Annotated in this window: 22 protein-coding genes; 8 read left to right on the plus strand and 14 right to left on the minus strand. The window is 60.1% G+C overall.

Annotated elements, in window-relative coordinates; translation table 11 throughout:
- Positions 1-43: 43 nt before the first annotated feature.
- The 10 genes from ACA027_RS09395 to ACA027_RS09440 form a co-directional block, all read right to left on the minus strand.
- On the minus strand, positions 44-394 hold the full coding sequence (locus ACA027_RS09395; protein WP_370682109.1) for a copper-binding protein: 351 nt from the start codon (positions 392-394) through the stop codon (positions 44-46).
- A gap of 95 nt (positions 395-489) precedes the next feature.
- Positions 490-987: a DUF411 domain-containing protein gene (locus ACA027_RS09400; protein ID WP_370682110.1), complete on the minus strand. Its 498-nt coding sequence runs from the start codon at positions 985-987 to the stop codon at positions 490-492.
- A gap of 101 nt (positions 988-1088) precedes the next feature.
- A complete protein-coding gene (locus tag ACA027_RS09405; RefSeq protein ID WP_370682111.1) occupies positions 1089-1586 on the minus strand; it encodes a plastocyanin/azurin family copper-binding protein in 498 nt (165 codons plus the stop codon).
- A gap of 15 nt (positions 1587-1601) precedes the next feature.
- On the minus strand, positions 1602-2990 hold the full coding sequence (locus ACA027_RS09410; RefSeq protein ID WP_370682113.1) for a multicopper oxidase family protein: 1389 nt from the start codon (positions 2988-2990) through the stop codon (positions 1602-1604).
- Between the two features lies 1 nt (position 2991).
- Complete coding sequence (locus tag ACA027_RS09415; protein WP_370682114.1) at positions 2992-4434, minus strand: TolC family protein; 1443 nt, start codon at positions 4432-4434, stop codon at positions 2992-2994.
- Positions 4434-4892 (minus strand): hypothetical protein, encoded by a 459-nt coding sequence (locus tag ACA027_RS09420; protein WP_370682115.1) that lies wholly within the window; start codon positions 4890-4892, stop codon positions 4434-4436. The genes ACA027_RS09415 and ACA027_RS09420 overlap by 1 nt, the downstream gene beginning before the upstream one ends.
- Positions 4893-4986: 94 nt before the next feature.
- Positions 4987-5430 (minus strand): hypothetical protein, encoded by a 444-nt coding sequence (locus ACA027_RS09425; protein ID WP_370682116.1) that lies wholly within the window; start codon positions 5428-5430, stop codon positions 4987-4989.
- A 288-nt stretch (positions 5431-5718) separates the two neighbouring features.
- Positions 5719-5874 carry a hemin uptake protein HemP gene (gene hemP, locus ACA027_RS09430; RefSeq protein ID WP_370682551.1) on the minus strand — a complete coding sequence of 52 codons (156 nt, stop codon included), beginning with the start codon at positions 5872-5874 and terminating at the stop codon, positions 5719-5721.
- Positions 5875-6014: 140 nt separating this feature from the next.
- Positions 6015-6674 carry a YitT family protein gene (locus tag ACA027_RS09435; protein WP_370682117.1) on the minus strand — a complete coding sequence of 220 codons (660 nt, stop codon included), beginning with the start codon at positions 6672-6674 and terminating at the stop codon, positions 6015-6017.
- A 253-nt stretch (positions 6675-6927) separates the two neighbouring features.
- Complete coding sequence (locus tag ACA027_RS09440; protein ID WP_370682118.1) at positions 6928-9027, minus strand: heavy metal translocating P-type ATPase; 2100 nt, start codon at positions 9025-9027, stop codon at positions 6928-6930.
- A 39-nt stretch (positions 9028-9066) separates the two neighbouring features.
- Here ACA027_RS09440 and ACA027_RS09445 point away from each other — a divergent pair, with 39 nt between their 5' ends.
- The 3 genes from ACA027_RS09445 to ACA027_RS09455 all read left to right on the plus strand — a co-directional run bounded on the left by ACA027_RS09445 (position 9067) and on the right by ACA027_RS09455 (position 11310).
- Positions 9067-9522 carry a Cd(II)/Pb(II)-responsive transcriptional regulator gene (locus ACA027_RS09445; protein WP_370682119.1) on the plus strand — a complete coding sequence of 152 codons (456 nt, stop codon included), beginning with the start codon at positions 9067-9069 and terminating at the stop codon, positions 9520-9522.
- A 146-nt stretch (positions 9523-9668) separates the two neighbouring features.
- Complete coding sequence (locus tag ACA027_RS09450; protein ID WP_370682120.1) at positions 9669-10370, plus strand: HAD family hydrolase; 702 nt, start codon at positions 9669-9671, stop codon at positions 10368-10370.
- 147 nt (positions 10371-10517) lie between these two features.
- A protein-coding gene (locus ACA027_RS09455) for an IS5 family transposase (RefSeq protein WP_370682121.1) occupies positions 10518-11310 on the plus strand; the annotation gives its coding sequence in 2 pieces (ribosomal slippage) (positions 10518-10777 and positions 10776-11310; 795 coding nt in all).
- Positions 11311-11371: 61 nt separating this feature from the next.
- On the opposite strand, the gene tssA is transcribed toward ACA027_RS09455, so the two are convergent.
- From tssA to tssJ, 4 genes are all read right to left on the minus strand, one after another.
- Positions 11372-12424 (minus strand): type VI secretion system protein TssA, encoded by a 1053-nt coding sequence (gene tssA / locus ACA027_RS09460; protein WP_370682122.1) that lies wholly within the window; start codon positions 12422-12424, stop codon positions 11372-11374.
- Positions 12425-12834: 410 nt separating this feature from the next.
- Entirely contained in the window at positions 12835-13623 is a 789-nt protein-coding gene (icmH, locus tag ACA027_RS09465) for a type IVB secretion system protein IcmH/DotU (RefSeq protein ID WP_370682123.1), read from the minus strand.
- Positions 13620-14975 carry a type VI secretion system baseplate subunit TssK gene (gene tssK / locus ACA027_RS09470; protein WP_370682124.1) on the minus strand — a complete coding sequence of 452 codons (1356 nt, stop codon included), beginning with the start codon at positions 14973-14975 and terminating at the stop codon, positions 13620-13622. Before tssK ends, icmH begins: the two co-directional genes overlap by 4 nt.
- 30 nt (positions 14976-15005) lie before the next feature.
- A complete protein-coding gene (gene tssJ / locus ACA027_RS09475; RefSeq protein ID WP_370682125.1) occupies positions 15006-15632 on the minus strand; it encodes a type VI secretion system lipoprotein TssJ in 627 nt (208 codons plus the stop codon).
- 306 nt (positions 15633-15938) lie between these two features.
- Between tssJ and ACA027_RS09480 the strand changes: the two genes are divergently transcribed.
- The 5 genes from ACA027_RS09480 to tssE all read left to right on the plus strand — a co-directional run bounded on the left by ACA027_RS09480 (position 15939) and on the right by tssE (position 19880).
- The gene (locus ACA027_RS09480) at positions 15939-16628 is read left to right on the plus strand and encodes a tetratricopeptide repeat protein (protein ID WP_370682126.1); all 690 of its coding nucleotides are present in this window, start codon (positions 15939-15941) and stop codon (positions 16626-16628) included.
- A 67-nt stretch (positions 16629-16695) separates the two neighbouring features.
- Entirely contained in the window at positions 16696-17208 is a 513-nt protein-coding gene (gene tssB / locus ACA027_RS09485; protein ID WP_370682127.1) for a type VI secretion system contractile sheath small subunit, read from the plus strand.
- A gap of 11 nt (positions 17209-17219) precedes the next feature.
- Positions 17220-18707 (plus strand): type VI secretion system contractile sheath large subunit, encoded by a 1488-nt coding sequence (tssC, locus tag ACA027_RS09490; RefSeq protein ID WP_370682129.1) that lies wholly within the window; start codon positions 17220-17222, stop codon positions 18705-18707.
- An 87-nt stretch (positions 18708-18794) separates the two neighbouring features.
- A complete protein-coding gene (locus ACA027_RS09495; protein WP_370682130.1) occupies positions 18795-19298 on the plus strand; it encodes an Hcp family type VI secretion system effector in 504 nt (167 codons plus the stop codon).
- Between the two features lie 93 nt (positions 19299-19391).
- Positions 19392-19880, plus strand: coding sequence for a type VI secretion system baseplate subunit TssE (gene tssE / locus ACA027_RS09500; RefSeq protein ID WP_370682131.1), 489 nt, complete (start codon positions 19392-19394; stop codon positions 19878-19880).
- Positions 19881-19889 lie beyond the last annotated feature (9 nt).

Here is a 19889-nt window from a genome sequence, read left to right on the forward strand (position 1 = left end):
AGCGCAGCAGTGCTGCGGGTGCTTAACAGGCCATCACAGCGGATCAGTTGGCGGGCTCAATGCGGGTGATGACCAGGGCACCACCTTGCTCCTCGGCATGAAAGCGCACGCGGGCGCCGGGCTGGAGTCCGGTCGCAGACTGCGGGTCTTGCAGGTTGAAGACCATGGTCATGGGGGGCATGTCCAGGTTGGCGATGGTCTCGTGGCGGATGGTGAGCTTGCCGCTGCGGGCGTCCACGCGGGTGATTTCGCCGGCGGTCATCACGGCGCCGGCAGCAGGTGCTGCGGCAGGCGCGCCATGGCCGGCATGGCCGTGCTCCTGGGCCAGGGCAGGTGCGGCCAGCACAGCGCTCAGGCCCAGGGCAGCGATAAAGGTTGTGAAGGAGTTGGGCATGAATGCTCCAGAAGGTGTGAGAGGGGGAAGGCTGTGCGATGCGTTCAGCCTATGCAACTGGCGCGGCCCCATCAGGGCTGCCGCGCAGGCGACTCTTAGCGGCGATAGCTGGTGAACACGCGGGTGCCGACATTGGCATTCATCAGATTCTTGGTGACCAGCAACACGTCATAGGGGTCTTTGCGGCCACCGTATTCGGGGCCGTCCATGCCGGGGCTGCCCACGGGCATGCCGGGCACGGTGATCCCCAAGGCCTTGGGTTTTTCCTGGAGCAGCTTGCGCACATCGGCGGCTGGCACATGGCCTTCGACCACATAGCCACCGACCAGGGCGGTGTGGCAGGAACCCAGGTTTTGCGGCAGGCCCAGCTTGGCGCGCACGGCGGTGTTGCCGGTGTTGTGCACGGTGATGGCAAAGCCGGCCTTTTCCATGATGTCTATCCAGTCCTGGCAGCAGCCGCAGTTCGGGTCTTTCCAGACTTCCATGGAGACTTTGGCGGACTGGGCCAGTGCGGGTAGACCGGCCAGCGCGGCCGCGGCCGCGATCAGTCCCAGCGCATGGCGGCGGTTGCTCGTGGCGGTGGTGGTGTGCATGGTGTTTTCCTTTTCAGAGAGTGGGTGCAGAGAGCAAAAACGGATTCAAGTGCTGCAGCAGGTCCAGCCGGTTGCTGGCGGCAGGGCCTGCTGCGGCGTGTTCAAGGCGTGACCGTGAAGCGGCCCGCCATACCGGCCTGGTAGTGGCCCGGAATCAGACAGGCAAAGTCAAAGCTGCCGGCACGGTTGAAGTTCCACACCAGATCCTCTTGCCGGCCTGGCGCCACATGGGCCATAAAGGGTTCGGCATGCTCCATGCCGGGGAATTTCAGCATCGTCTGGGCGTGTTCCTTCAGGCTGTCCTGGGTGCCCAGCACCACTTCGTGCATGAGCTGGCCCTGGTTGACCACGCGCAGGCGCACGGTTTCGCCCTGCTTGACGCTGAAATGGCTGGGGGTGAAGCGCATGTCATCCGTCATGGCCAGGGTGATAGTGCGCAGCCCGGCTTTGGCATCGCCGGCAATGCCCCAGGCTTTTTGCTCCTTGGCCACAGAGCCTGTGCTCTGGTGGGCAGCGTTGCCGTGGGCGAATGCAGCAGGAAATACGGCTGCAGCGCTTGCTGCAATTGCACAGATAGCTATTGATTTGGTAGTTTTCATGGTGCGGGCTCTATTTCAGTGGTGCGCATGGTCAGCGGCATCTGTATGGGGTTTGCGCACGCTGGGTGCGCCGGGGGCCTTGCCGGGTGCGGTCTGGCGCGGGGCTTGGGATGCCAGCGGTGCACCTTGCCATTCATAGGCGGTCGTGCCCTTGGGGGGCTGGTACCAGCCCGGGTCGCGGTAGTCATGGGCGCCCAGGTTTTGGCGCACCTTGAAGCTGGTGAACATGCCGCCCATTTCGATGGCTCCGAAGGGGCCTTTGCCCGCCATCATGGGGAAGGTGTTCTCGGGCAGCGGCATTTGCATGGCGCCCATATCGCCCATGCCGCGCTCGCCCATCAGCATGTAGTCGGGCACGATTTTTTGGATCTTGCCCACCAGGCCGCTGTGGTCGATGCCAATCATGGTGGGCACGTCATGGCCCATGGCGCCCATGGTGTGGTGGCTTTTGTGGCAGTGGAATGCCCAGTCACCGGGCTCGTCGGCGATGAGTTCCACCTGCCGCATCTGGCCCACGGCCACATCGGCCGTGACCTCGGGCCAGCGCGAGCCCTTAGGCGTGGGGCCGCCATCGGTGCCCGTGACCTCGAACTCATGGCCGTGGATGTGGATGGGGTGGTTGGTCATGGAGAGGTTGCCCACACGGATGCGCACGCGGTCGTTCTGGCGCGCCACCAGGGGCGTGATGGCGGGAAAGGCGCGGCTGTTGAAGGTCCAGATGTTGAAATCCGTCATCTCATTCACACGCGGCGTCATGGCACCCGGCTCCACGTCGTAGGCGCTGAGCAGAAAGGCGTAGTCGCGCTGGACATCGGCAATCAGCGGATGTTTGCCCTTGGGGTGGGTGATCCACAGCCCCATCATGCCCATGGCCATCTGCACCATCTCGTCCGAATGCGGGTGGTACATAAAGGTGCCGGGGCGGCGCGCCTGGAATTCATAGACATAGGTTTTCCCGGGCGGGATATGCGGCTGGTTCAGCCCGCCCACACCGTCCATGCCATTGGGCAGACGCTGGCCATGCCAGTGGATGGTGGTGTTCTCGGGCAGGCGGTTGGTGACAAAGATGCGCACCCGGTCGCCCTCGACCACCTCGATGGTGGGCCCCGGTGACTGGCCGTTGTAGCCCCACATGTTGACGAAGAAGCCGGGGGCTACTTCGCGCACCACGGGCTCGGCCACCAGGTGGAACTCCTTGACGCCGGCGTTCATGCGCCAGGGTGTGGTCCAGCCATTGAGCGTGACCACGGGGTGGTAGGGCCGGCCATTGGGTGGTAGCAGCGGTGCAGCAGTGTCGGCACTGGCCTGGGAGATGGGCTCCGGCAGAGCGGCCATGGCGACGCGGCTGACGGAGGTGGCGGCCACGGCAGCGGCCGCGCCGGTAAAGAAAGTACGGCGTTGCATTTCAATGGCCTTGTTCGGTGGTCGCGGGGGCGGCGGAGGTGGCGAGGGTGGGCGTGGCGCCGGGCGAGGTGCTGGTCAGTGCCAGCTGCAAATCCACCTCGGCCAGCCAGAAGTCGCGCTGCGCCTCGGTGGCCGTGGCCACGGCTTGTGCGGTGGCGCGGGCCTGGGCCAGCAACTGCCAGGTGCTGATGAACATGCCGTTGTAGCGGTAGACCGCCTCGTCCTGCATGAACTGGGCCAGGGGCAGGACCTCGCTGCGCTGCTGCTGCGCCAGGTCGTAGGCCGTGCGGTAGCGTTGCCAGTGGCTGCGGGCTTCGCTGCGCGCGCGCAAGGCGGTATCGCGCAGCTGGGCCGCGCTGCGCTGCAGATTGGCGCGTGCCGCGCCGCTGGCGGCACCGCCCCAGTCGAAAATCGGCAGGGGAATGTCCAGCTCCCAGCCGCGGGTGACGTCATCGTGGCGGGTGCCCCGCTCGGTGGCCGTGTTGCGGCTGTAGCTGGCACCGATGTCGCCAAAGATGGCGCCCACGCGGGCAAAACCATGGCGCTCGGCCGTGGTGTCCAGGTCGCGCCGCAGGGCGCGCAGGTCCAGGCGCTCGCGCAGGGCGGTGGCTTCGGCGTCCTCACCGCCGCGCAAGGCCTCGGCTTGGGGCAGGGGCGGTAATGCGGCGGGCAGGGCAAAGCCGGCCTGCGGGCCCCACAGGCCCATGAGCCTGGCGAGTTGCTCGCGCTCCAGTGCGGCATTCAGCCGGGTGCGGGCCAGGTGGGCCGCGGCTTCTTGCTGTACGCGCAGTTCCTGGGCCTGCTCCAGCTTGCTGAAATTGCCCACGCGCGCCATGCGCCGGGCCAGCTCGCCCCCGGCCGCAGCAGCCTCGTGCATGGTCTGGGCGGTTTGCAGGCTTTGCTGGGCGGCCACGGCACGCAGCCAGGCGCGGCGCGTGTCGGCCGCATGCAGCAGCACTTGCTGGGCGGCGGTGAGCGTGGCCTGTTCCATTTGCCAGCCTTGCCAGCGTGCACGCCAGGGCAGGGTGATGAGGCTGACCAGGCCAAAGCTGAGCTGGCGCTCGATCTCACGCTCATGGCCGTTGACGAAGCGGCCCAGTGTCAGCGTGGGATTGGGCAGGGTCAGCGCCTGCACGCGCTGGGCATCTTGCATGCCCAGTGCGGCCATTTGCGCTTCCAGTGCCGGGCTGTTGAGCAGGGCGATGCGCACGGCGTTGTCGGCATCCACCGGCTGCTGCAGCCAGGCGGCGATTTGCTGCTGTGCCTGGGCGCGGGCCGTGGGTGAGGGGTCGGCCAAGGTCGCTTGGCTGGGCAAACGGCCTTCGGTGTGCTCGCCCACCGCGCTGCGCAGGCCGTCCGGTGCGACGCTGGCGCAGCCGGCCAGTACCAGGGCGGCCAACAGCGGTGAGAGGCGGGTGGTGGTGCGGGTCAGGGTGGAGGCCATCAGTGCGAGCCTCCATGCGGGGCCGGGGCGGCCGTGGGCGCCGTGGGTGGCGCGCTGTTGGCGGGCTGGCCGGCGGGGCTATGGGGCGCGCCATGCGCCATGCCCATGGGGCATTGGGCGGGCATGGCATTGCGGGAGGCTGCATCCAGGGCGGGTTGTGCGGCGCTTGCATGCTGCACGGCTTCCCAGCGCAGCACATCGGCATGGCCGCGCGGAAAGGCGGCGACGGCGGCATGGGCGTCGGCCCAGGTGGTGCTGGCTTGTTCTACAGCGCCACTGGCTGGCAGGCTTTGGTGCTGCAAGGGCAGGCTGGGGGCTGCCGGATTCAGCCAGTTGGCTGCGGCGGCGCCGGATGCCGCAGGTGAATCTGCAGAAGGGGCGGTCTGGGCCCAGGCCCAAGGAGTGGCAGCGGCCCAGAGGGTGGCGCTGCACAGGGAGAGAGAGTGCGCGAGGCGCATGCGGATATCTCCTGAAACATGACAAACACGGCGTCGGCCGGGCCGGCCTGCAAGAGCAACCGGTCGCGTGCGGACGCACTTCGGGCGTCAGGTCTCAGGAAATAGGCGGTTTGGATGCCTGCAGCGGCTGGGCGCTGGCAAAGCGCGCGGGTGCGCTCAGGGGTTGGGCGTGGGGCAGTTCTCCGGCCATGGCGGGCAGCAACATGGTGGGAGAGACGGCCGAGTGGCAGATCACACAGGCGGCGCAGGGCGCGCCATGGTTGTGCTCGCCACAGGCAGGTGTTGCGGCGTCTGCCGCGGCGCAGATGTCGCCGTACGTCATGGGACGGGGGCTGTCTTCGGGGCTGTGGTGGTGCAGGGCCAGTAACTCGGAGGCAGCCACAGCGGCCTGTGCGTGGTGGCTGCCATGGTCTGCGCTGTGGGCCATGCTGGTGTGGGCCGTGGCCTTTGTTGCCATGGTTGGCAAGCTGCCCATGGCCATGGCGTCGCCCGCCAGACCCCGCAGGGCCAGCAAACACACCAGGAAAAAGGTCAGCATGCGACGCATGTCTTGAATGATACGTGCAGTGCGCAAAAGTTCCGCTGAGCGGGCCGCATCAGCCAACTTGGAAGACAAAAGCCCGCAACCGCTGCAGTGGAGCGCTTTGGCAGCTATGCAGAAAATAGCAAGTCAACGCATACCCTCGACCGGCAAGCTGTTGAAATGCAGAGGCCGTAGCCAAAGGGATGGCTGGTATATCGCACCAGTCTTGCCCCTGGTGCTCAAGACGGCACAGTGCAGGCGAGAGACCGCGCCCAAGGGCCACCGCGAAAGCGGCCCAGGGGCTTATTTGGTCAGAATCAGCTTGCCCAGCTTGGTGGCTTGCAGGCGGTAGGTGGAGCCGTTGTGTACGATGCTCACGGTCTTCTGGCCTTGCAGCAGATCGTCGCTGTGCAAGGTCGCCTGGGAAGCGGGCGAGGCGGCAACCATGGAAATGCCCATGGCAGCAGGGGTGGGCAGGGGGTGAGCAAGGGACAGAGTGGCCATGGTGCGGTTCCGAAAGGGTGAAATTGCAGTAATGATAATAATTCTTATTCATAAATGCAATTGCCCTGCTTCCACTCCGGCCATGGGCTAGCAGCTCACACCACCTGGTAGCGGCCGGGGCGGTGGTTCATGGTCAGGGCCAGATTGAGTGTGACGGCCGCCACAATGGACCACAGCACGTTCTCGGGCGACACGGTGACACAGGCCAGCAGCAAGATGACGCAGTCCAGCGCCATCTGCACCTTGCCGGCGCGCCAGCCGTAACGCTCTTGCAGATAGAGGGCGGCAATGCCTATGCCGCCCAGGCTGCCCCGGTGGCGAAAGAGCACCAGCATGCCCACGCCCATGAGCAGGCCGCCGGCAATGGCGGCATACAGCGGGTGCAACTCGCCCAGGTGCATCAGCCGGGGCTGCAAGGTGGTCAACAGCGACAGCAGCAGCACGGCGGCAAAGGTTTTGAGGGTGAAGGTGCGGCCCATTTTCTGCCAGGCCAGCCAGTAAAACGGCAGGTTGAGCGCAAAGAACAGCGGGCCCAGCGGCAGGTCGGTGGCGTAGTGCAGCACAAAGGCCAGGCCCACCACGCCGCCGGTGAGCAACTGCGCGCCCGCGCACAGAGCAATGCCCACCGAAATCAGCACGCAGCCGGTAAACAGGGCTGCAGCGTCTTCTACCAATGAGTGGGGAAGGTTGGCGGGAGCGGAAAGCGTAGGTGCCGCAGCCGGTGTGGCTGCAGAGACGGAAGAGGGCGCGTTCATGGTGAAAAAACGGTACAGGGCCAGAGCAGCAAGCCAAAGCGGGCTGGCCCGCACGACCACAAAAAACCCCCGGACTGCGCGGCAGTGCGGAGGTGGGTGTGAGCGGTCTTGGTGGACAAGAATCCGGCGCTTGATCGATATTCGGTAATAGAAGTCGAAAGTCTATCGGGGTTTATACGCAGAATTCATGCGAATTTATCCGTGTTGACGCAGGGTGTGCGGCGCTGCGGCGATAGGTCGCAGCGCGCGGGAATCACCCTCGCCAGCGGCGCAGGCGCAGGCCGTTGGCCACCACCAGCAGGCTGACCCCCATGTCGGCCATCACGGCCATCCACATGGTGGCCATGCCGGCCATAGCCAGGCCAAAAAAGGCCGCCTTGATGCCCAGGGCCAGGGCAATGTTCTGCCACAGCACCGCATGGGCCTTGTGCGAGAGGCGAATGGTTTCGGGAATACGGCGCAGGTCGTCATTCATCAGCACCACGTCGGCGGTTTCCATGGCCATGCCGGTGCTGTGGCGTCCACCCATGGCAAAGCCCAGGTCGGATTGGGCCAGGGCCGGCGCGTCATTGATGCCGTCACCGGTCATGCCGGTGGGGCCTACATCGCGCTGCAGCACGGCCAGGGCGTCGAGCTTGTCCTGGGGCAGCAAGCTGCCGCGCGCATCGCGTATGCCGGCCTCGGCGGCGATGGTGGACACAGTGGCCTGGTTGTCGCCGCTGAGCACCACGGGCGTCACGCCCAGGGCCAGCAACTGGGTCACGGCCTCGGCGGCCTGTGGGCGCAGCGGGTCGGCCACGGCAAACAGGGCGCGCACGGCTTGGCCATCGGCCAGCAGGGTCACGGTGCGGCCCTGGGCTTCTTGCTGCTCCAGCAAGGCCTCCAGTGCCGGATTGGACAGCTGCTGTTCGCGGGCCCAGCGCAGATTGGCCAGGGTCCAGCGCTGGCCGTCCAGCAAGGCTTGTACGCCCCGGCCAGGCAGGGCTTGCAGGTGTTGCACGGCGTCCGAGGCGGGGCCGGAGGGAAGGCCGGCCGCAATGGCGCGCGAGACCGGGTGGTCCGAGCCACTGGCCAGACGCCAGGCTGTGCGGGCCAGGTCTTGAGGCTGCGAGGCAGTGGCGTCACCGGTCCAGGCCTGCCAATGCACGAGGCTGGGACTGCCACTGGTGAGGGTGCCGGTCTTGTCCAGGGCCACGGCGTGCAGCAGGCGGGCGGTCTCCAGCGAGCGGCCACCCTTCATCAAGATGCCGCGCTGTGCTGCGGCGGTGAGTGCGCTGACCACGGTGACGGGGGTGGACAGCACCAGGGCGCAGGGGCAGGCAATCACCAGCAGGGCCAGGGCCTGGTAGACCGCATCGTGCCAGGCCCAGCCCAGCAGCCAGGGTGCGAGCACGGCCAGCAGCACGGCCAGCACCAGCACGGCGGGGGTATAGACCTGGGCAAAGCGGTCCACAAAGCGCTGGGTGGGCGCGCGCGTGGCCTGGGCCTGCTCCACAGCGTGGACGATGCGCGCCAGCAGGCTGTCGGTGGCGGGGGCTGTGACCTCCATGGTCAGCATGCCGTGCTGGTTGACGCTGCCGGCGAACAGCGCGTCACCGGGCTCTTTATCTGCCAGGGCGCTTTCACCGGTGATGGGGGCCTGGTTGACGCTGCTTTCGCCTTGCGTCACGGTGCCATCCAGTGGCACGCGGGCTCCGGGGGCAATGCGTACCAGTGCACCCAGGGCCACTTCGGCCACGGCGGTCTTGCGCACGTTGCCATCGGCAAGGATGACGTCGGCGGTTTCAGGCGCCAGTTGCAGCAGGCTGCGAATGGCCTGGCGGGCGCGTTCCATGGCCTGGTCTTCGATGCGTTCGGCCGCAGCGTACAAGGCCATCACCATGGCGGCTTCCGGCCATTGGCCAATCAAAAAGGCACCGGTCACCGCCACGGCCATCAGCGCGTGGATGCCCAGCTTCAGCTTGGCCAGGTCTTTCAGTCCGGCCTTGTAGACGCCCAGGCCTGCCAGGCCAATGGCGACTACGGCCAGGGCCATGCCGGCATATTCCAGCCAGGGCAGCGTGGATTTGCCCCAGTGTGCGGCTTCGGCCAGAACTGCCAGCACCAGCGCGGCCGTGATGCGCGGCCAGCCGGGCAGCACGCCATGGTCGTGGCCGGCATGGGCGTCGGCGTCAGCGGTTTGTGGGCCATGGTCATGGTCATGGCCTGCGTGCTCACCATGGTCATGCTTGTCCGTTGCAGGGCGTGACGGAGATGGCGCGGCCATGCCTTGGGGTTGTGGGGGTGCGCAGCTACCGCCGCCGCAGCAACTGTGGGTGTAAGCCTCTTCGTGGCGTGGATGATTTTTGCTCATGCCATGATTGGAAACCTGAAACCCACTTCAAGGTCAAGCATGTCCCAATATCGCATTGGTGAGGCCGCACGAATGTCTGGCGTCACGGCTGCCAATATTCGTTACTACGAGCGCGAAGGCCTGGTGCAACCCAGCGGCCGCGCCGAGAACGACTACCGCTTCTACACCGATGCGGATTTGCACCGGCTGCGTTTTATCCGCATGTGCCGGGCCATGGACATGTCGCTGGCGGAGGTGCGGACTTTGCTGGTGCTGGATTTGAACAACAAGTCCGACTGCGCTGCTGCCAACCATACCGTGAACGGCCATTTGCAGCATGTGCGCGAGCGCCTGTATGAGCTGCAGATCTTGGAGCAGGAGCTGCTGGCGCTGCGTGACCGCTGTGATGGCAGTGACACCCGCTGTCACATCATCGAGGCCTTGCATGCCCAGGCCGATGTGCCCTTGGAAGACACACGCCTGCCTGCAGCAGGGGCCAGCAAGCGGCACGTGTGATGCGTTTGCGTACGACAGGCGCCGCAGTGCGACACCGGGGTATGGGTACAGCCGCCATAGTGGTGACATGTTGCGGTGCACAATCAACGGTTCATGCACTGCACCTGCCGGGTGTGGTGGCCGTCGCGATTCAAGAGGAGGTGGGTGTGCAGCAATTGCCCGTGCAGTGGAGTGAAGTCAAGGCCTGGGTGTTCGATCTGGATGGCACCTTGCTGGACAGCAGGCCCGACATTCTGGCGGCCGCCAGCGCCACCTTGGTGGACTATGGCCATGCCGCTTTGCCCTTGGGCTACCAACTGCCCAATCTGCATGGCATGGCGGGTGAGTTGGTGCGCGATGTGTTTGTGGAGCGAGGCTATCCGGCGCCCACGGACCTGGTGCGTTTGCGTGCCGAATTTGAAGCCCATTACGCGGCCCAGAACCCCAGCCAGGCCCGCTTGTATGACGGCGTGCCCGAATGGCTGCATTGGGCGCGCAACCAAGGGGTGGCCCTGGGCGTGTGTACCAACAAGCTGGAGCGCCTGGCGCGCGATGGCATGCAGCAGCTGGACATTGCGGCCGGGTTTGGTGCCATCACCGGCTCGGACACCTATGGCGTGGGCAAGCCCTCACCCGAGCCGCTGCTGCGCACGCTGGAGGAGCTGGGCGTGGCGCCCGCCGATGCCGTCTTCTTTGGCGATACCCATGCCGATGCGGCTTGCGCCCAGGCTGCTGGCGTGCGCTTTGCCTGGCACAGCACCGGCTACGGCGATGCCCGGGTGCAGGCCTTGCCTCAGGTGTTACGCTATGGGCGCTATGCAGAGCTGCAGCGCCAGGTGGACGCAGCGCATGCTGCGGCCCCGGTTTAGAGCGGCGAACAAAACTCGGCAAATCGTAGATTTGCGCTTGAGACGAGTCGTGAAGCCGCAGGCAGTACCAAGGTGCCAAGGTACGGCAAGGCTGAACACGCTCTTAGAACGTGTTCAAAGTCTCGCCAGATGTGAGAAGCTCGCAGGATGAGAAAAGGCTACCCCAGCGATATCAAGCGCGAGCAGTTCGAAGTGATCCGGCCAATGCTGGAGAGTGCGCGCAAAAGGACGGCCCCACGCAAGGTGGAGCTTTACGAGGTGTTCTGCGCCGTGCTGTATCTGCTGCGCACGGGCTGCCAGTGGCGAGCGCTGCCCAGCGACTTTCCCAAGTGGCGCACGGTGCATTCGTACTGGGCGATCTGGAGCGAGCCCCGCGAGGGTGGCAGCCTGCTGGAGCAGGCTTTAAAAAAATCAGGTTGGCGCGGCCCGCGAGAAACTGGGGCGCAACGCATGCAGCGCGTTCTTGATTGTGGACGCGCAGAGCGTGAAGAACACGGACACGGCGGGGCTGAAGGGCTATGACGCGGGCAAGAAGGTCTGTGGGATCAAGCGCCACATTGCGGTGGACACGCAGGGGCTGCCACATGCCATTGCGGTGACCACGGCCGAGGTAACGGACCGCAAAGGTGCCCTGCAGGCCCTGCAGCGCTGTAAGCGGACGTTGGGGCGAGTGCAAGGCGTGCTGTGCGACAGCGGCTACGTGGGCCAGCCCTTTGCGCAGGGCGTACAAGAGATTCTGGGCGAGCACGTGACGGTGCAAATCGCCAAGAGGAGCGAGATGCACAGCTTTAAGGTCATGCCCAAGCGCTGGGTAGTGGAGCGCAGCTTCGCCTGGCTGGAGAAGAACAGAAGGTTATGGAAAAACTGCGAGCGTTGGCTCAACACCAGCTTGCAGTTCGTCCATCTGGCGTTCTTGGGGCTCTTGCTCAGGAGACTTTGAACACGCTCTTAGGCCTGCCAGCGGCATGCTGGCTCCACATTCAATGCGTAGGGAGCGTGGCTCAGTTCTCGGGTGCTACACGGGCGTGGCTGGTCACGCCGAGCATTTCTTCCAGCTGGGCTAGCTCTTCATTGCTTTTGACCACATGTTTGAGCCATTCATGCAGGGGCAGTTGGGCCCAGCGCGCCGCTTTTTTGGCCATATAGGCTGCGGGGCTGGAGGGCTCGGTGCGCTCAAAGAATGCAGCGGCTTGCTGCAGCAAGGCTATGGCATCTGCCCGCGTGAGCGGGGTGTGGGGCTGGCCGTGGCTGCTCTGGTGGACATGCGCTGAGGTCTGCAGGGTTGCAGGCATGGTGGTGTCTGCAGCGGTCTGGGGAATGGCTTGCACGGCGTTGGCAGCGGGCATGCTGCCAGCGGGGACTTCATCGCCGCCACCCCAGCGGCGGACAAGATGCTGCAGCTGGTCCAGCATTTCACGCACGGCGGCAAAGCTGGGGGCCTCGTCGCCCAATTGCGCATCCAGTGTGTTTTCAAAGGCAGACAGCGCTGACCGGCATTGCGCCAATTGAGGGCCGAGGGCGCGCAACTGGCTGCTGGGCACCTGCGCCCGCTGGCGCTCCAGCTCATCGAGCGTGGTTTTGCCTCGCACGATGTCACTGGCCTCTGATGGGTTGCGGCGCACGGCCTGATCCAGTGCCACCGCGCTTTGCCAGGTGAGCAGGCTGATGTGGGCGCTTCCTGCACGCAGCAGTGGTGCGCGTTCCAGCTGCTCCACCGTGCGTTTGAGGAACCAGCTGATATTGCCTATGCGTGCGCTCATGTCGCCGTCTTCGGGTGCCGGATGCACGCTGTCCCAATAGCGCGAGGCCAGTGCATCGAGCAAGGCATAGCCCTGTGTCAAGCCTTGCAGACCATGCTGGCTGGTCAGTGCATCGGTCAGCCAGATGGCCAGGCGCAAGTCCTTGGTTTTCTCCTGCAGCAACTGGATGCAGCGCTGGACCACAAAAGGCAAATCGGCTTCCTTACGATCGGTGACCCACTCGCCCTGGTCCAAGGACATGTCCTCTTGTTGCCGCGCCGTCTGGATGTCATCGAAATCCGTGCTCAGCAGCATATCTGCCCCACTGGGCTGTTCAGCGGTAATGGGCTCTAGCAGTGCGGAGAGGTCAGAAAATGGAGGGGAAGACATAGATAAAGCAGGCTTTTATTGCGCAGTGACTACAAAGGTGAAGTGGAGCCGCATTGGTTGTGCCCCTTGATGCCCAGCGCGGAGGGCGTGGTCAGCGTGCTGCCTTCCCCGCTCAACTCAAGGACCTCCTGAGTGGCCGGCAGTGAAAAGCTTCTCGGGGCCGCGACCTGTTCTTCTTTGCTACTGTGGGTGAGTTGGGCAGGCAGTCCGGCGCGGCCGCCTGCGCCTCTCCCATCTTGCAGGCAAAGCCGCGCCACGCTCAGGCCGCTGATGCTCCGCAAGGTGGTCTGAGCATGAATGGACATGGGCGATCACGGAGATGACACAGCGAATGGCTAGGGCAGCGAAATCGTCAAATTCGCTTGGCGTGGACCCAGTTGCACAATGTCCTGGTAGGCGGAAAGCCGGTCACGCGAAGCAGAATTGAGGTGGGTGGACAGGCCAATGAAGGCGGTGAGCCCGATCAGCGAGAAGACGGCTGCAACCACCCATTGGGGCGCTTCGCGTTTGAGTGCGTGTGTGATCAGGTCGGGCAACGACCAGTGGGGTGAGAATGCAGCGCGCTGGCCTTTGATGTTGGCGATTTCATCACCGAGGCGGGCCGTCAAATAGGCCAGTTTTTCCGGTCCTTCCAGCATATATTGCCCCTGGAAGCCCAGTAGCAAGCAGATGTGAAATACCTCCATGGCCTGCAGGCGAGGAGCTCCCAACGCGCGCTGTTCTTCCAGAAGTTTGAAGAAATTTTCGCCAGCGAGTTGATCCCCGAACAAGGTCAGCTGCAGTGGCCGGCGCTCCCATTCCACGTGAATGGCAGCCTCGGGGTTGGCGAGTATGAATTCGTCAACGCTGGCGCAAAAGGCGTACTTGGCAGCGTAGACCTCTTCGGCGCTGATTCCATATTTGCGCGCATTGCGTTCAAACTCGCCGAGGTAGCGCTGCATTTCCTGGAAGAACGCGTCGGCTTGCGAAGGGGTGTTGTTGTTCTTGAGTAGAAATAGCATCACCAGCCCGTCGTACAGCAAATCGAGCAGAGTGGCGTTCGCTCCATAGCGGGCGTCACCAGCAGACGGAGGGAGTGGGCTGGCGGAGGGGCTTCCAAGCAAAGAGGGGGCTGTGGTGCTCATGATGTGACGGCAATGAGTTCGATACGGAGGTCAGGAATGCCGTTGGGCGTGTAGATGGCCACGCTTTGGGCCTGCAGCATGCGCTCATACAGAGGATTGCGGCTATCGAGCAAAAAGTAGCAGGCGCCAGGCTGGACTGGAATGGCCGGAGGCACCTGGGGCGTGTAGCCCAGCCGCACACCAGGCATGGCAGAGAGCACAAATTTGTCAACGTCGTCTGGTGCACCAACTTTCAGGCGCATGGGGATGGCCTCGACCAGTTCTGCCGCAGGCATGCTGGATGTCGCACTGATGTAGAACGAGGTCTTGTCGTCGATCTTTCCGGAGTCGAGATGACCAACGTGAAACGACCGCCGGGTTTCGGTGAGGGCAATGGCGAAGTAACGCGTCGAAATAACCGTGTCGAGCAGCTCACGCAAAAGACTGTCGAGGGCGGCGAAACCCGGGCCAGGGTTGTCATGCATATAGGTCGGCAGATCCGCCAGCGTATGTGCCTTGGTAAAGGTCATGAGGCTGCCGGCAAGTCCGAGCAACTCTTGGAACAGCCGCTCGGGATGCAATGCCGGCTGGCGAAACAGGTGCGAAAGTGTGGCGAAGGCCGCGTTGGCGGTATGCAGCAGCCAGAACGAGGCTACATCACCTGAGCGGAACTCGATGATGTTTTTGCTCGGCTCACGGTGAAAGCCATAGAGGGAATTGACTTTGGCCTGAAGCATGTCGAGCAATCGACGCAATTGCTGGTAGATGGCTGGACTGGCTTCGATGGAGGCGGTGGGCGGGACAAACGAGGGGTCGTATTCAAAGCCTCCGGCGGAGCTGCGGCGGATACGAATCACCGGAAGCGTGACGAGCTGATCGCGTGGCTCGCTATCGACTATCAGGCGCACGTTCTTGCGCAAATAGATCACTTCTGCGTCGACAGCGTTGGTAAAAAGGTCTGCGCAACTGTTTGCGTCATCGGCGTAGCGGGCCATGCTTGCATTGGCAAGGCTGTTGGACTGTCCACTGCTGTTGTTGCCAAGGTCTTTCATGGGGGGCAGTGCAAGATAGAACGTGAATTCAGTTTGGCCAGAAGGTAATGAGTCCAGTGCAATGGCCGGAGGGAGTCGGTCGGCTCCAGGGGCGGAATAGGGCTCGCCATCTGGAAAAATGACGGAAAGCTGCGAGGTGCGCAACATGCCGCTCGCAAGCGCATCAAGATCAAAAGAGAGGGCTCGCACGCCCCAGTAATAAGGGTGCAGTGAGAGCGCTGTGTGGTGTAAGCGGGACTCGTGGTATGCGTCTTGCCGCTGGAAATGCTGAGGCCGAAGAAAGAGTCCCTCGCCCCATAAAATTTTGGATGTGTAGCTCACGGTAGATGCTCAGGCTGTGGGGGGGAAGAATCAGGAAGCCGCTGGGCAGTTAATGGATACAAGGCTGCCCCATTGGGGCGCTTTTGTTTGTGTAGTTTGTTCAGGCGCTTGGGATGACTGGATGCTGCCGCGCGTAGCAGTCATGGCGCAGGCATGAATGCCAACCAAAATTCCGTCTTTCTCCGATTTTTCTGCATCAAAGGCAATGCGCCAGCGCTGTGGTGCAGGTGCATAAAACAATGTGACGATGCCCACGTATTTGGCTTGCTGGGGAACTTTTTCAATTACGTTGTAAGTTTGCCCAGGAGATAAAGTGATTTCCTGTACAGAAACCAGACTGCTCCCGAGCGCAGCACGGTCTCGATCAGGCAGGACAAAAGTGTCATACGGCACGAGCCAGAATGCATTGGCATCTTTGAGGTGGTATATGCGCACCACAGCTGCTTGCGCCTGCTGCTTCTCATCTGCATTGAGATTAGCCCCCGCCTGAAGTTGTAACTTCATTTGACGAGGGGGCTTTTGCTCTTCGGGGACTTCGGGTTTCCCAACCCCCATGATCTGAAGGGCTGCACTGCCAATGGCGGCGACAGGAGATGCACACCCAGGAAGCAGAAGTGTAATTATTGTTAATGCAATGAAATGTGTGACTGGCTTCATATAGATAGCAAACGATGACACTTGTAGCATTTAATTTCGGATGACATTGCCGTTCATCATGCGCATCCATCCTGCCGGCATATAGGGCCTATGGCATCTTGCTCGACTTATACCGTTTCGATATAAAAAGATGAATGGAGCGGTTTCGTGAACTTTGCGTAACAAAGTACAGTGGGATCTAGTCTGGAGCCTGCATATCATATGCGCTACTTTGGGTGTTTCGGTATCCAGTTGTCCATCTGGATACTCGGTTGTTGACTTTCTAAGTACGGCTGTAGATAGTCGATGCGGCGCCCTCTGAAGAAGATGAGTTTGACTCTCTATAGAGAGTATTTTAGGTATATGTATTTGTTTGAAAATAGTGAGATGAAAATGTTTTTTTCGCAAAAATACTGTCTGGCTTTAGTGTTGGTTGGTGCAGGATTTTTAACAGGTTGTGCGACAGCGAATCGAGGGTCTGGAGGGGCTGAAGATTATGCGAGGCGTATGACGGATGCCGAGGCTTTACTCGTTGCAGGCAAGCAGGATGCGGCTGTTATCTCCTATGAAAAAATTGCAGAGGATAATCCCTCTCAAGGTGTTCCATGGTCCAAGATTGCACAAATAAAATTCGCGCAAGGGCATTACAGCCAGGCAATCGTTGCTGCAGAGGAAACATTGCGACGTGACCCGTCAAGTAGAGAGGCTAAAAGCGTTACGGCTGTTGGCGGTTTAAGGTTGGCTGTGCGCTCGTTGGAAGACCTGCGCAATGATGCCGCTCTGGCCGGTGATGCCAAAGTCGATGCCGTAAAGCTTGCTCTCATGCTGCGTGAGACGCTGGGCGAGCCTGTCTTGGAGCCCAAAAGCAAAGCTCCAGTGCGCAAATCTCCCTCTCCTCAGCGTTCACCTAAGTCTGCGACGGAAAGCCAAGCAACCCCTGCTGCAAATTCAGCACCTGCTGCAGCACCGGTACCGGCACCAAGTCGCGGAAATAATCCGTTTGGATCATTGAAGTAATTCTTATTGCATTAAAAGTAAGCATGGATGCTATGCAGAGATCGGCAGCTTCCTTATAGAGGAAAATATGGCAACGAAAAAACAAAGCATACAAAAAAGACTGCAAAAGGTCCGTCCGCCGCGGGTGCAGTTGACCTATGACGTGGAGTTGGGTGACGCTATTGAGAAAAAGGAGTTACCTTTCGTTGTGGGGGTCGTTGCAGATCTGGCAGGGCAGTCTGAAAAGGAACTTCCAAAACTTAAGGAGCGTAATTTCGTCAATATTGATAGAGATAATATTGATGATGTAATGAAGGGGATCGCTCCACGCGCCGCATTTAAGGTTCCGAACAAGCTTGATGAGTCACGTGGTGGCTCTATTGCGGTCGACTTATCGTTTGCTTCAATGGATGACTTCTCACCTGAAGCTGTAGTGTCGCAAGTTGAACCTCTACGCAAACTTTTGGAAGCGCGCTCCAAGTTGGCAGACCTTCGGAACAAGCTTGCAGGTAATGACAAGCTCGAAGAATTGCTAGCAGATGTTCTTGGTAATACTGAGGCACTGCAACGGCTGAGTTCTGTCAAGATACGAGATGAGTAAGGAGACGCGAGATGATTAATCAAACGGCAGTCACCGCTCCATCGCAGATAGAAGAAGCAGCTGAAATTGATTTGCTTGACCAAATTGTTGAGCAGAGCAAAGTCGCAAAATCAAATGCCGAGCATGCGAGAGCACGGGATATCGTGGGGGAACTTGTTGCGCAGGTCCTTGATGGGAGCATGTTGCTTTCCGATAACCTCTCGGCTACGTTGGATGCCCGCGTGGCAGAGCTGGATCAGCTGATATCAGCACAGCTCAGTGCGGTAATGCACGCACCTGAGTTCCAGAAGCTGGAGAGTACTTGGCGTGGGCTGGACTATCTGTGCAAGGAGTCCAATACCAGTGCAATGCTAAAAATCAGGGTGATGCATGCAACCAAGCGCGATTTGGTACGCGACTTCAAATCCGCTATCGAATTTGATCAAAGCGCAATGTTTAAGAAGGTTTATGAGGAAGAGTTCGGGACTTTTGGTGGTGCACCTTTTGGTACTTTGATCGGTGATTATGAAATCACTCGTCAGCCAGAGGATATGTATTTTCTTGAGCAGATGTCACATGTTGCCGCCGCTGCTCACGCTCCATTTATTAGCTCTGCATCCCCCGAACTTTTAGGCTTGGAAAGCTTTTCGGACCTAGGCCGTCCAAGGGATATGGCCAAAGTCTTTGATACAGTCGAATACGCTAAATGGAAGTCGTTCCGTGAATCAGAAGATTCCCGCTACGTGGGCCTGACCTTGCCGCGTTACTTGGGCCGTCTTCCGTATGATCCTAAAGAGGGTACGGTGGTTGATAGCTTCAACTTTGTTGAAGACGTTGACGGAACCGATCATTCGAAATACCTGTGGTGCAACGCAGCCTGGGCATTTGCCACACGATTGACAACAGCATTTGATGAATTTGGGTGGTGTGCAGCTATACGTGGTGTCGAGGGCGGGGGGTTAGTGGAAGATCTGCCGACCCACACATTCAAGACTGATCAAGGTGAGATTGCACTCAAATGTCCAACAGAGATAGCAATTACTGATCGTCGCGAAAAAGAGCTTAGCGATCTAGGCTTTATCCCTTTGGTGCATTGTAAAAATACTGACTATGCAGCCTTCTTTGGCGCTCAGTCAGGACAGAAGCCTAAAAAATACAACACAGATAGTGCAAATGCTAATGCGGTACTTTCTGCTCAGCTTCAATATATTTTCTCTGTATCTCGTGTCGCGCATTATTTAAAAGCCATGATGCGAGATAAGATAGGGAGCTTTGCTTCGGCACAAAATGTAGAAACCTTCCTGAATCGTTGGGTTTCTCAGTATGTTCTACTTGATGATAATGCAACGCAAGAACAAAAAGCCCAGCTTCCATTACGAGAAGCATCTATTCAGGTAGCAGAAGTTCCTGGGAAACCTGGCGTTTATCGTTCAGTAGCATTTTTGCGTCCCCATTTCCAACTTGATGAGCTATCAATTTCTTTGCGACTGGTCGCCGATCTGCCCAAGGCGGCAGGATAATTTTCCCTTATAGAGCCTTAAGGCTTATTTCCAGGTGAGCTTTACATGAAGCTTACTATTTTAAAATTTATCTAATAGGAGGCGGTAATGAAGGATATCTACGTTAAATTCAGTGGCCCCAATATCAATGGTGAATCTCAGGATAAGGATCACAAGGATTGGACTGAGGTAGATACTTGGTCTCATAAGATCGTCCAGCCCCGTTCAGCTACGGCATCGACTTCAGGAGGCCATACAGCTGAGCGTTGTGAGCATGGCGAGATGATTTTCTCTAAGGCTATGGATGTTGTTAGTCCACTGCTTTATCAGCATGCATCGGGAGGCACTACATTTGATGAAGTTGCCATTGAGTTTTATCGCGCTGATGGTGAGGGAAAGCGTGTGCGCTATTTGGAGATCAAGCTCAAGTACGTGTTGATCGCTAGCGTGAACCCATCTGTCGCATCTGAAGGGGTCCCGACTGAGAGTTTTTCATTGAAGTATGCCGCTGTTCAATGGACTTATACCCAGCAAAAAATCGCGGGCAACCAGAGTGGTAACTCCAAGGGGGCATGGAGTCTGACGAAGAACGACAAGACTTATACGGTGTAAGCCAATTCAGCCAAGGTCGTAGCACATTGGTTTCATTCGAAGAGTGAGGAAATGTGCTGCGACTCCTAATTTCCGGGCAGGAGTGTGTCAGAGATGAATGGATTTGAACCAGGATTATTTGACAAACTCTTCGATGACGAGCTGAGTTTATCAACAGCTATGCTGAGAAGAATGTCGGCGGAAGAAATGAAGGGCGTTGTTGCACATGACCTAGAGTCATTGCTGAATGCCCGTATCTCTTTAAGTGAGGCTGATCTTGAGCTGTATCCCCAGTGCAGTCGATCTGTTTTAACATATGGTCTCAATGATTTTGCCGGCATGAGCCTCGTCAGCCACTACGATCGTGTTTATATCTGTAATTCATTACAGAACGCAATCGCACGGCATGAGAGTCGGCTGCGCCAAGTGGAAGTTTCGCTGGTTGGGAAACGACGTGCTGGAAGTAGCGCTTTGTGTTTCAATATTTCAGCTGTGCTGATGTTGCCGGGGATACGTGAGCCAGTCAATTTTGACGCCATGCTGCAGCCAACCACTCTTCAATATTCGGTGTCCAAGGCTAGGCCACAGCCTGTGCCTTATTGAATGCAGAGC

The sequence above is a fragment of the Comamonas sp. GB3 AK4-5 genome, from assembly GCF_041320665.1.
GTDB lineage: Bacteria > Pseudomonadota > Gammaproteobacteria > Burkholderiales > Burkholderiaceae_C > Comamonas.

Coding starts and splice junctions, on each gene's coding strand:
- ACA027_RS09395 (WP_370682109.1), bottom strand. CDS start 394: ATGCCCAACTCCTTCACAACCTTTATCGCTGCCCTGGGCCTGAGCGCT.
- ACA027_RS09400 (WP_370682110.1), bottom strand. CDS start 987: ATGCACACCACCACCGCCACGAGCAACCGCCGCCATGCGCTGGGACTG.
- ACA027_RS09405 (WP_370682111.1), bottom strand. CDS start 1,586: ATGAAAACTACCAAATCAATAGCTATCTGTGCAATTGCAGCAAGCGCT.
- ACA027_RS09410 (WP_370682113.1), bottom strand. CDS start 2,990: ATGCAACGCCGTACTTTCTTTACCGGCGCGGCCGCTGCCGTGGCCGCC.
- ACA027_RS09415 (WP_370682114.1), bottom strand. CDS start 4,434: ATGGCCTCCACCCTGACCCGCACCACCACCCGCCTCTCACCGCTGTTG.
- ACA027_RS09420 (WP_370682115.1), bottom strand. CDS start 4,892: ATGCGCCTCGCGCACTCTCTCTCCCTGTGCAGCGCCACCCTCTGGGCC.
- ACA027_RS09425 (WP_370682116.1), bottom strand. CDS start 5,430: ATGCTGACCTTTTTCCTGGTGTGTTTGCTGGCCCTGCGGGGTCTGGCG.
- hemP (WP_370682551.1), bottom strand. CDS start 5,874: ATGGGCATTTCCATGGTTGCCGCCTCGCCCGCTTCCCAGGCGACCTTG.
- ACA027_RS09435 (WP_370682117.1), bottom strand. CDS start 6,674: ATGAACGCGCCCTCTTCCGTCTCTGCAGCCACACCGGCTGCGGCACCT.
- ACA027_RS09440 (WP_370682118.1), bottom strand. CDS start 9,027: ATGAGCAAAAATCATCCACGCCACGAAGAGGCTTACACCCACAGTTGC.
- ACA027_RS09445 (WP_370682119.1), top strand. CDS start 9,067: ATGTCCCAATATCGCATTGGTGAGGCCGCACGAATGTCTGGCGTCACG.
- tssA (WP_370682122.1), bottom strand. CDS start 12,424: ATGCTGCTGAGCACGGATTTCGATGACATCCAGACGGCGCGGCAACAA.
- icmH (WP_370682123.1), bottom strand. CDS start 13,623: ATGAGCACCACAGCCCCCTCTTTGCTTGGAAGCCCCTCCGCCAGCCCA.
- tssJ (WP_370682125.1), bottom strand. CDS start 15,632: ATGAAGCCAGTCACACATTTCATTGCATTAACAATAATTACACTTCTG.
- ACA027_RS09480 (WP_370682126.1), top strand. CDS start 15,939: ATGAGTTTGACTCTCTATAGAGAGTATTTTAGGTATATGTATTTGTTT.
- tssB (WP_370682127.1), top strand. CDS start 16,696: ATGGCAACGAAAAAACAAAGCATACAAAAAAGACTGCAAAAGGTCCGT.
- tssC (WP_370682129.1), top strand. CDS start 17,220: ATGATTAATCAAACGGCAGTCACCGCTCCATCGCAGATAGAAGAAGCA.
- ACA027_RS09495 (WP_370682130.1), top strand. CDS start 18,795: ATGAAGGATATCTACGTTAAATTCAGTGGCCCCAATATCAATGGTGAA.
- tssE (WP_370682131.1), top strand. CDS start 19,392: ATGAATGGATTTGAACCAGGATTATTTGACAAACTCTTCGATGACGAG.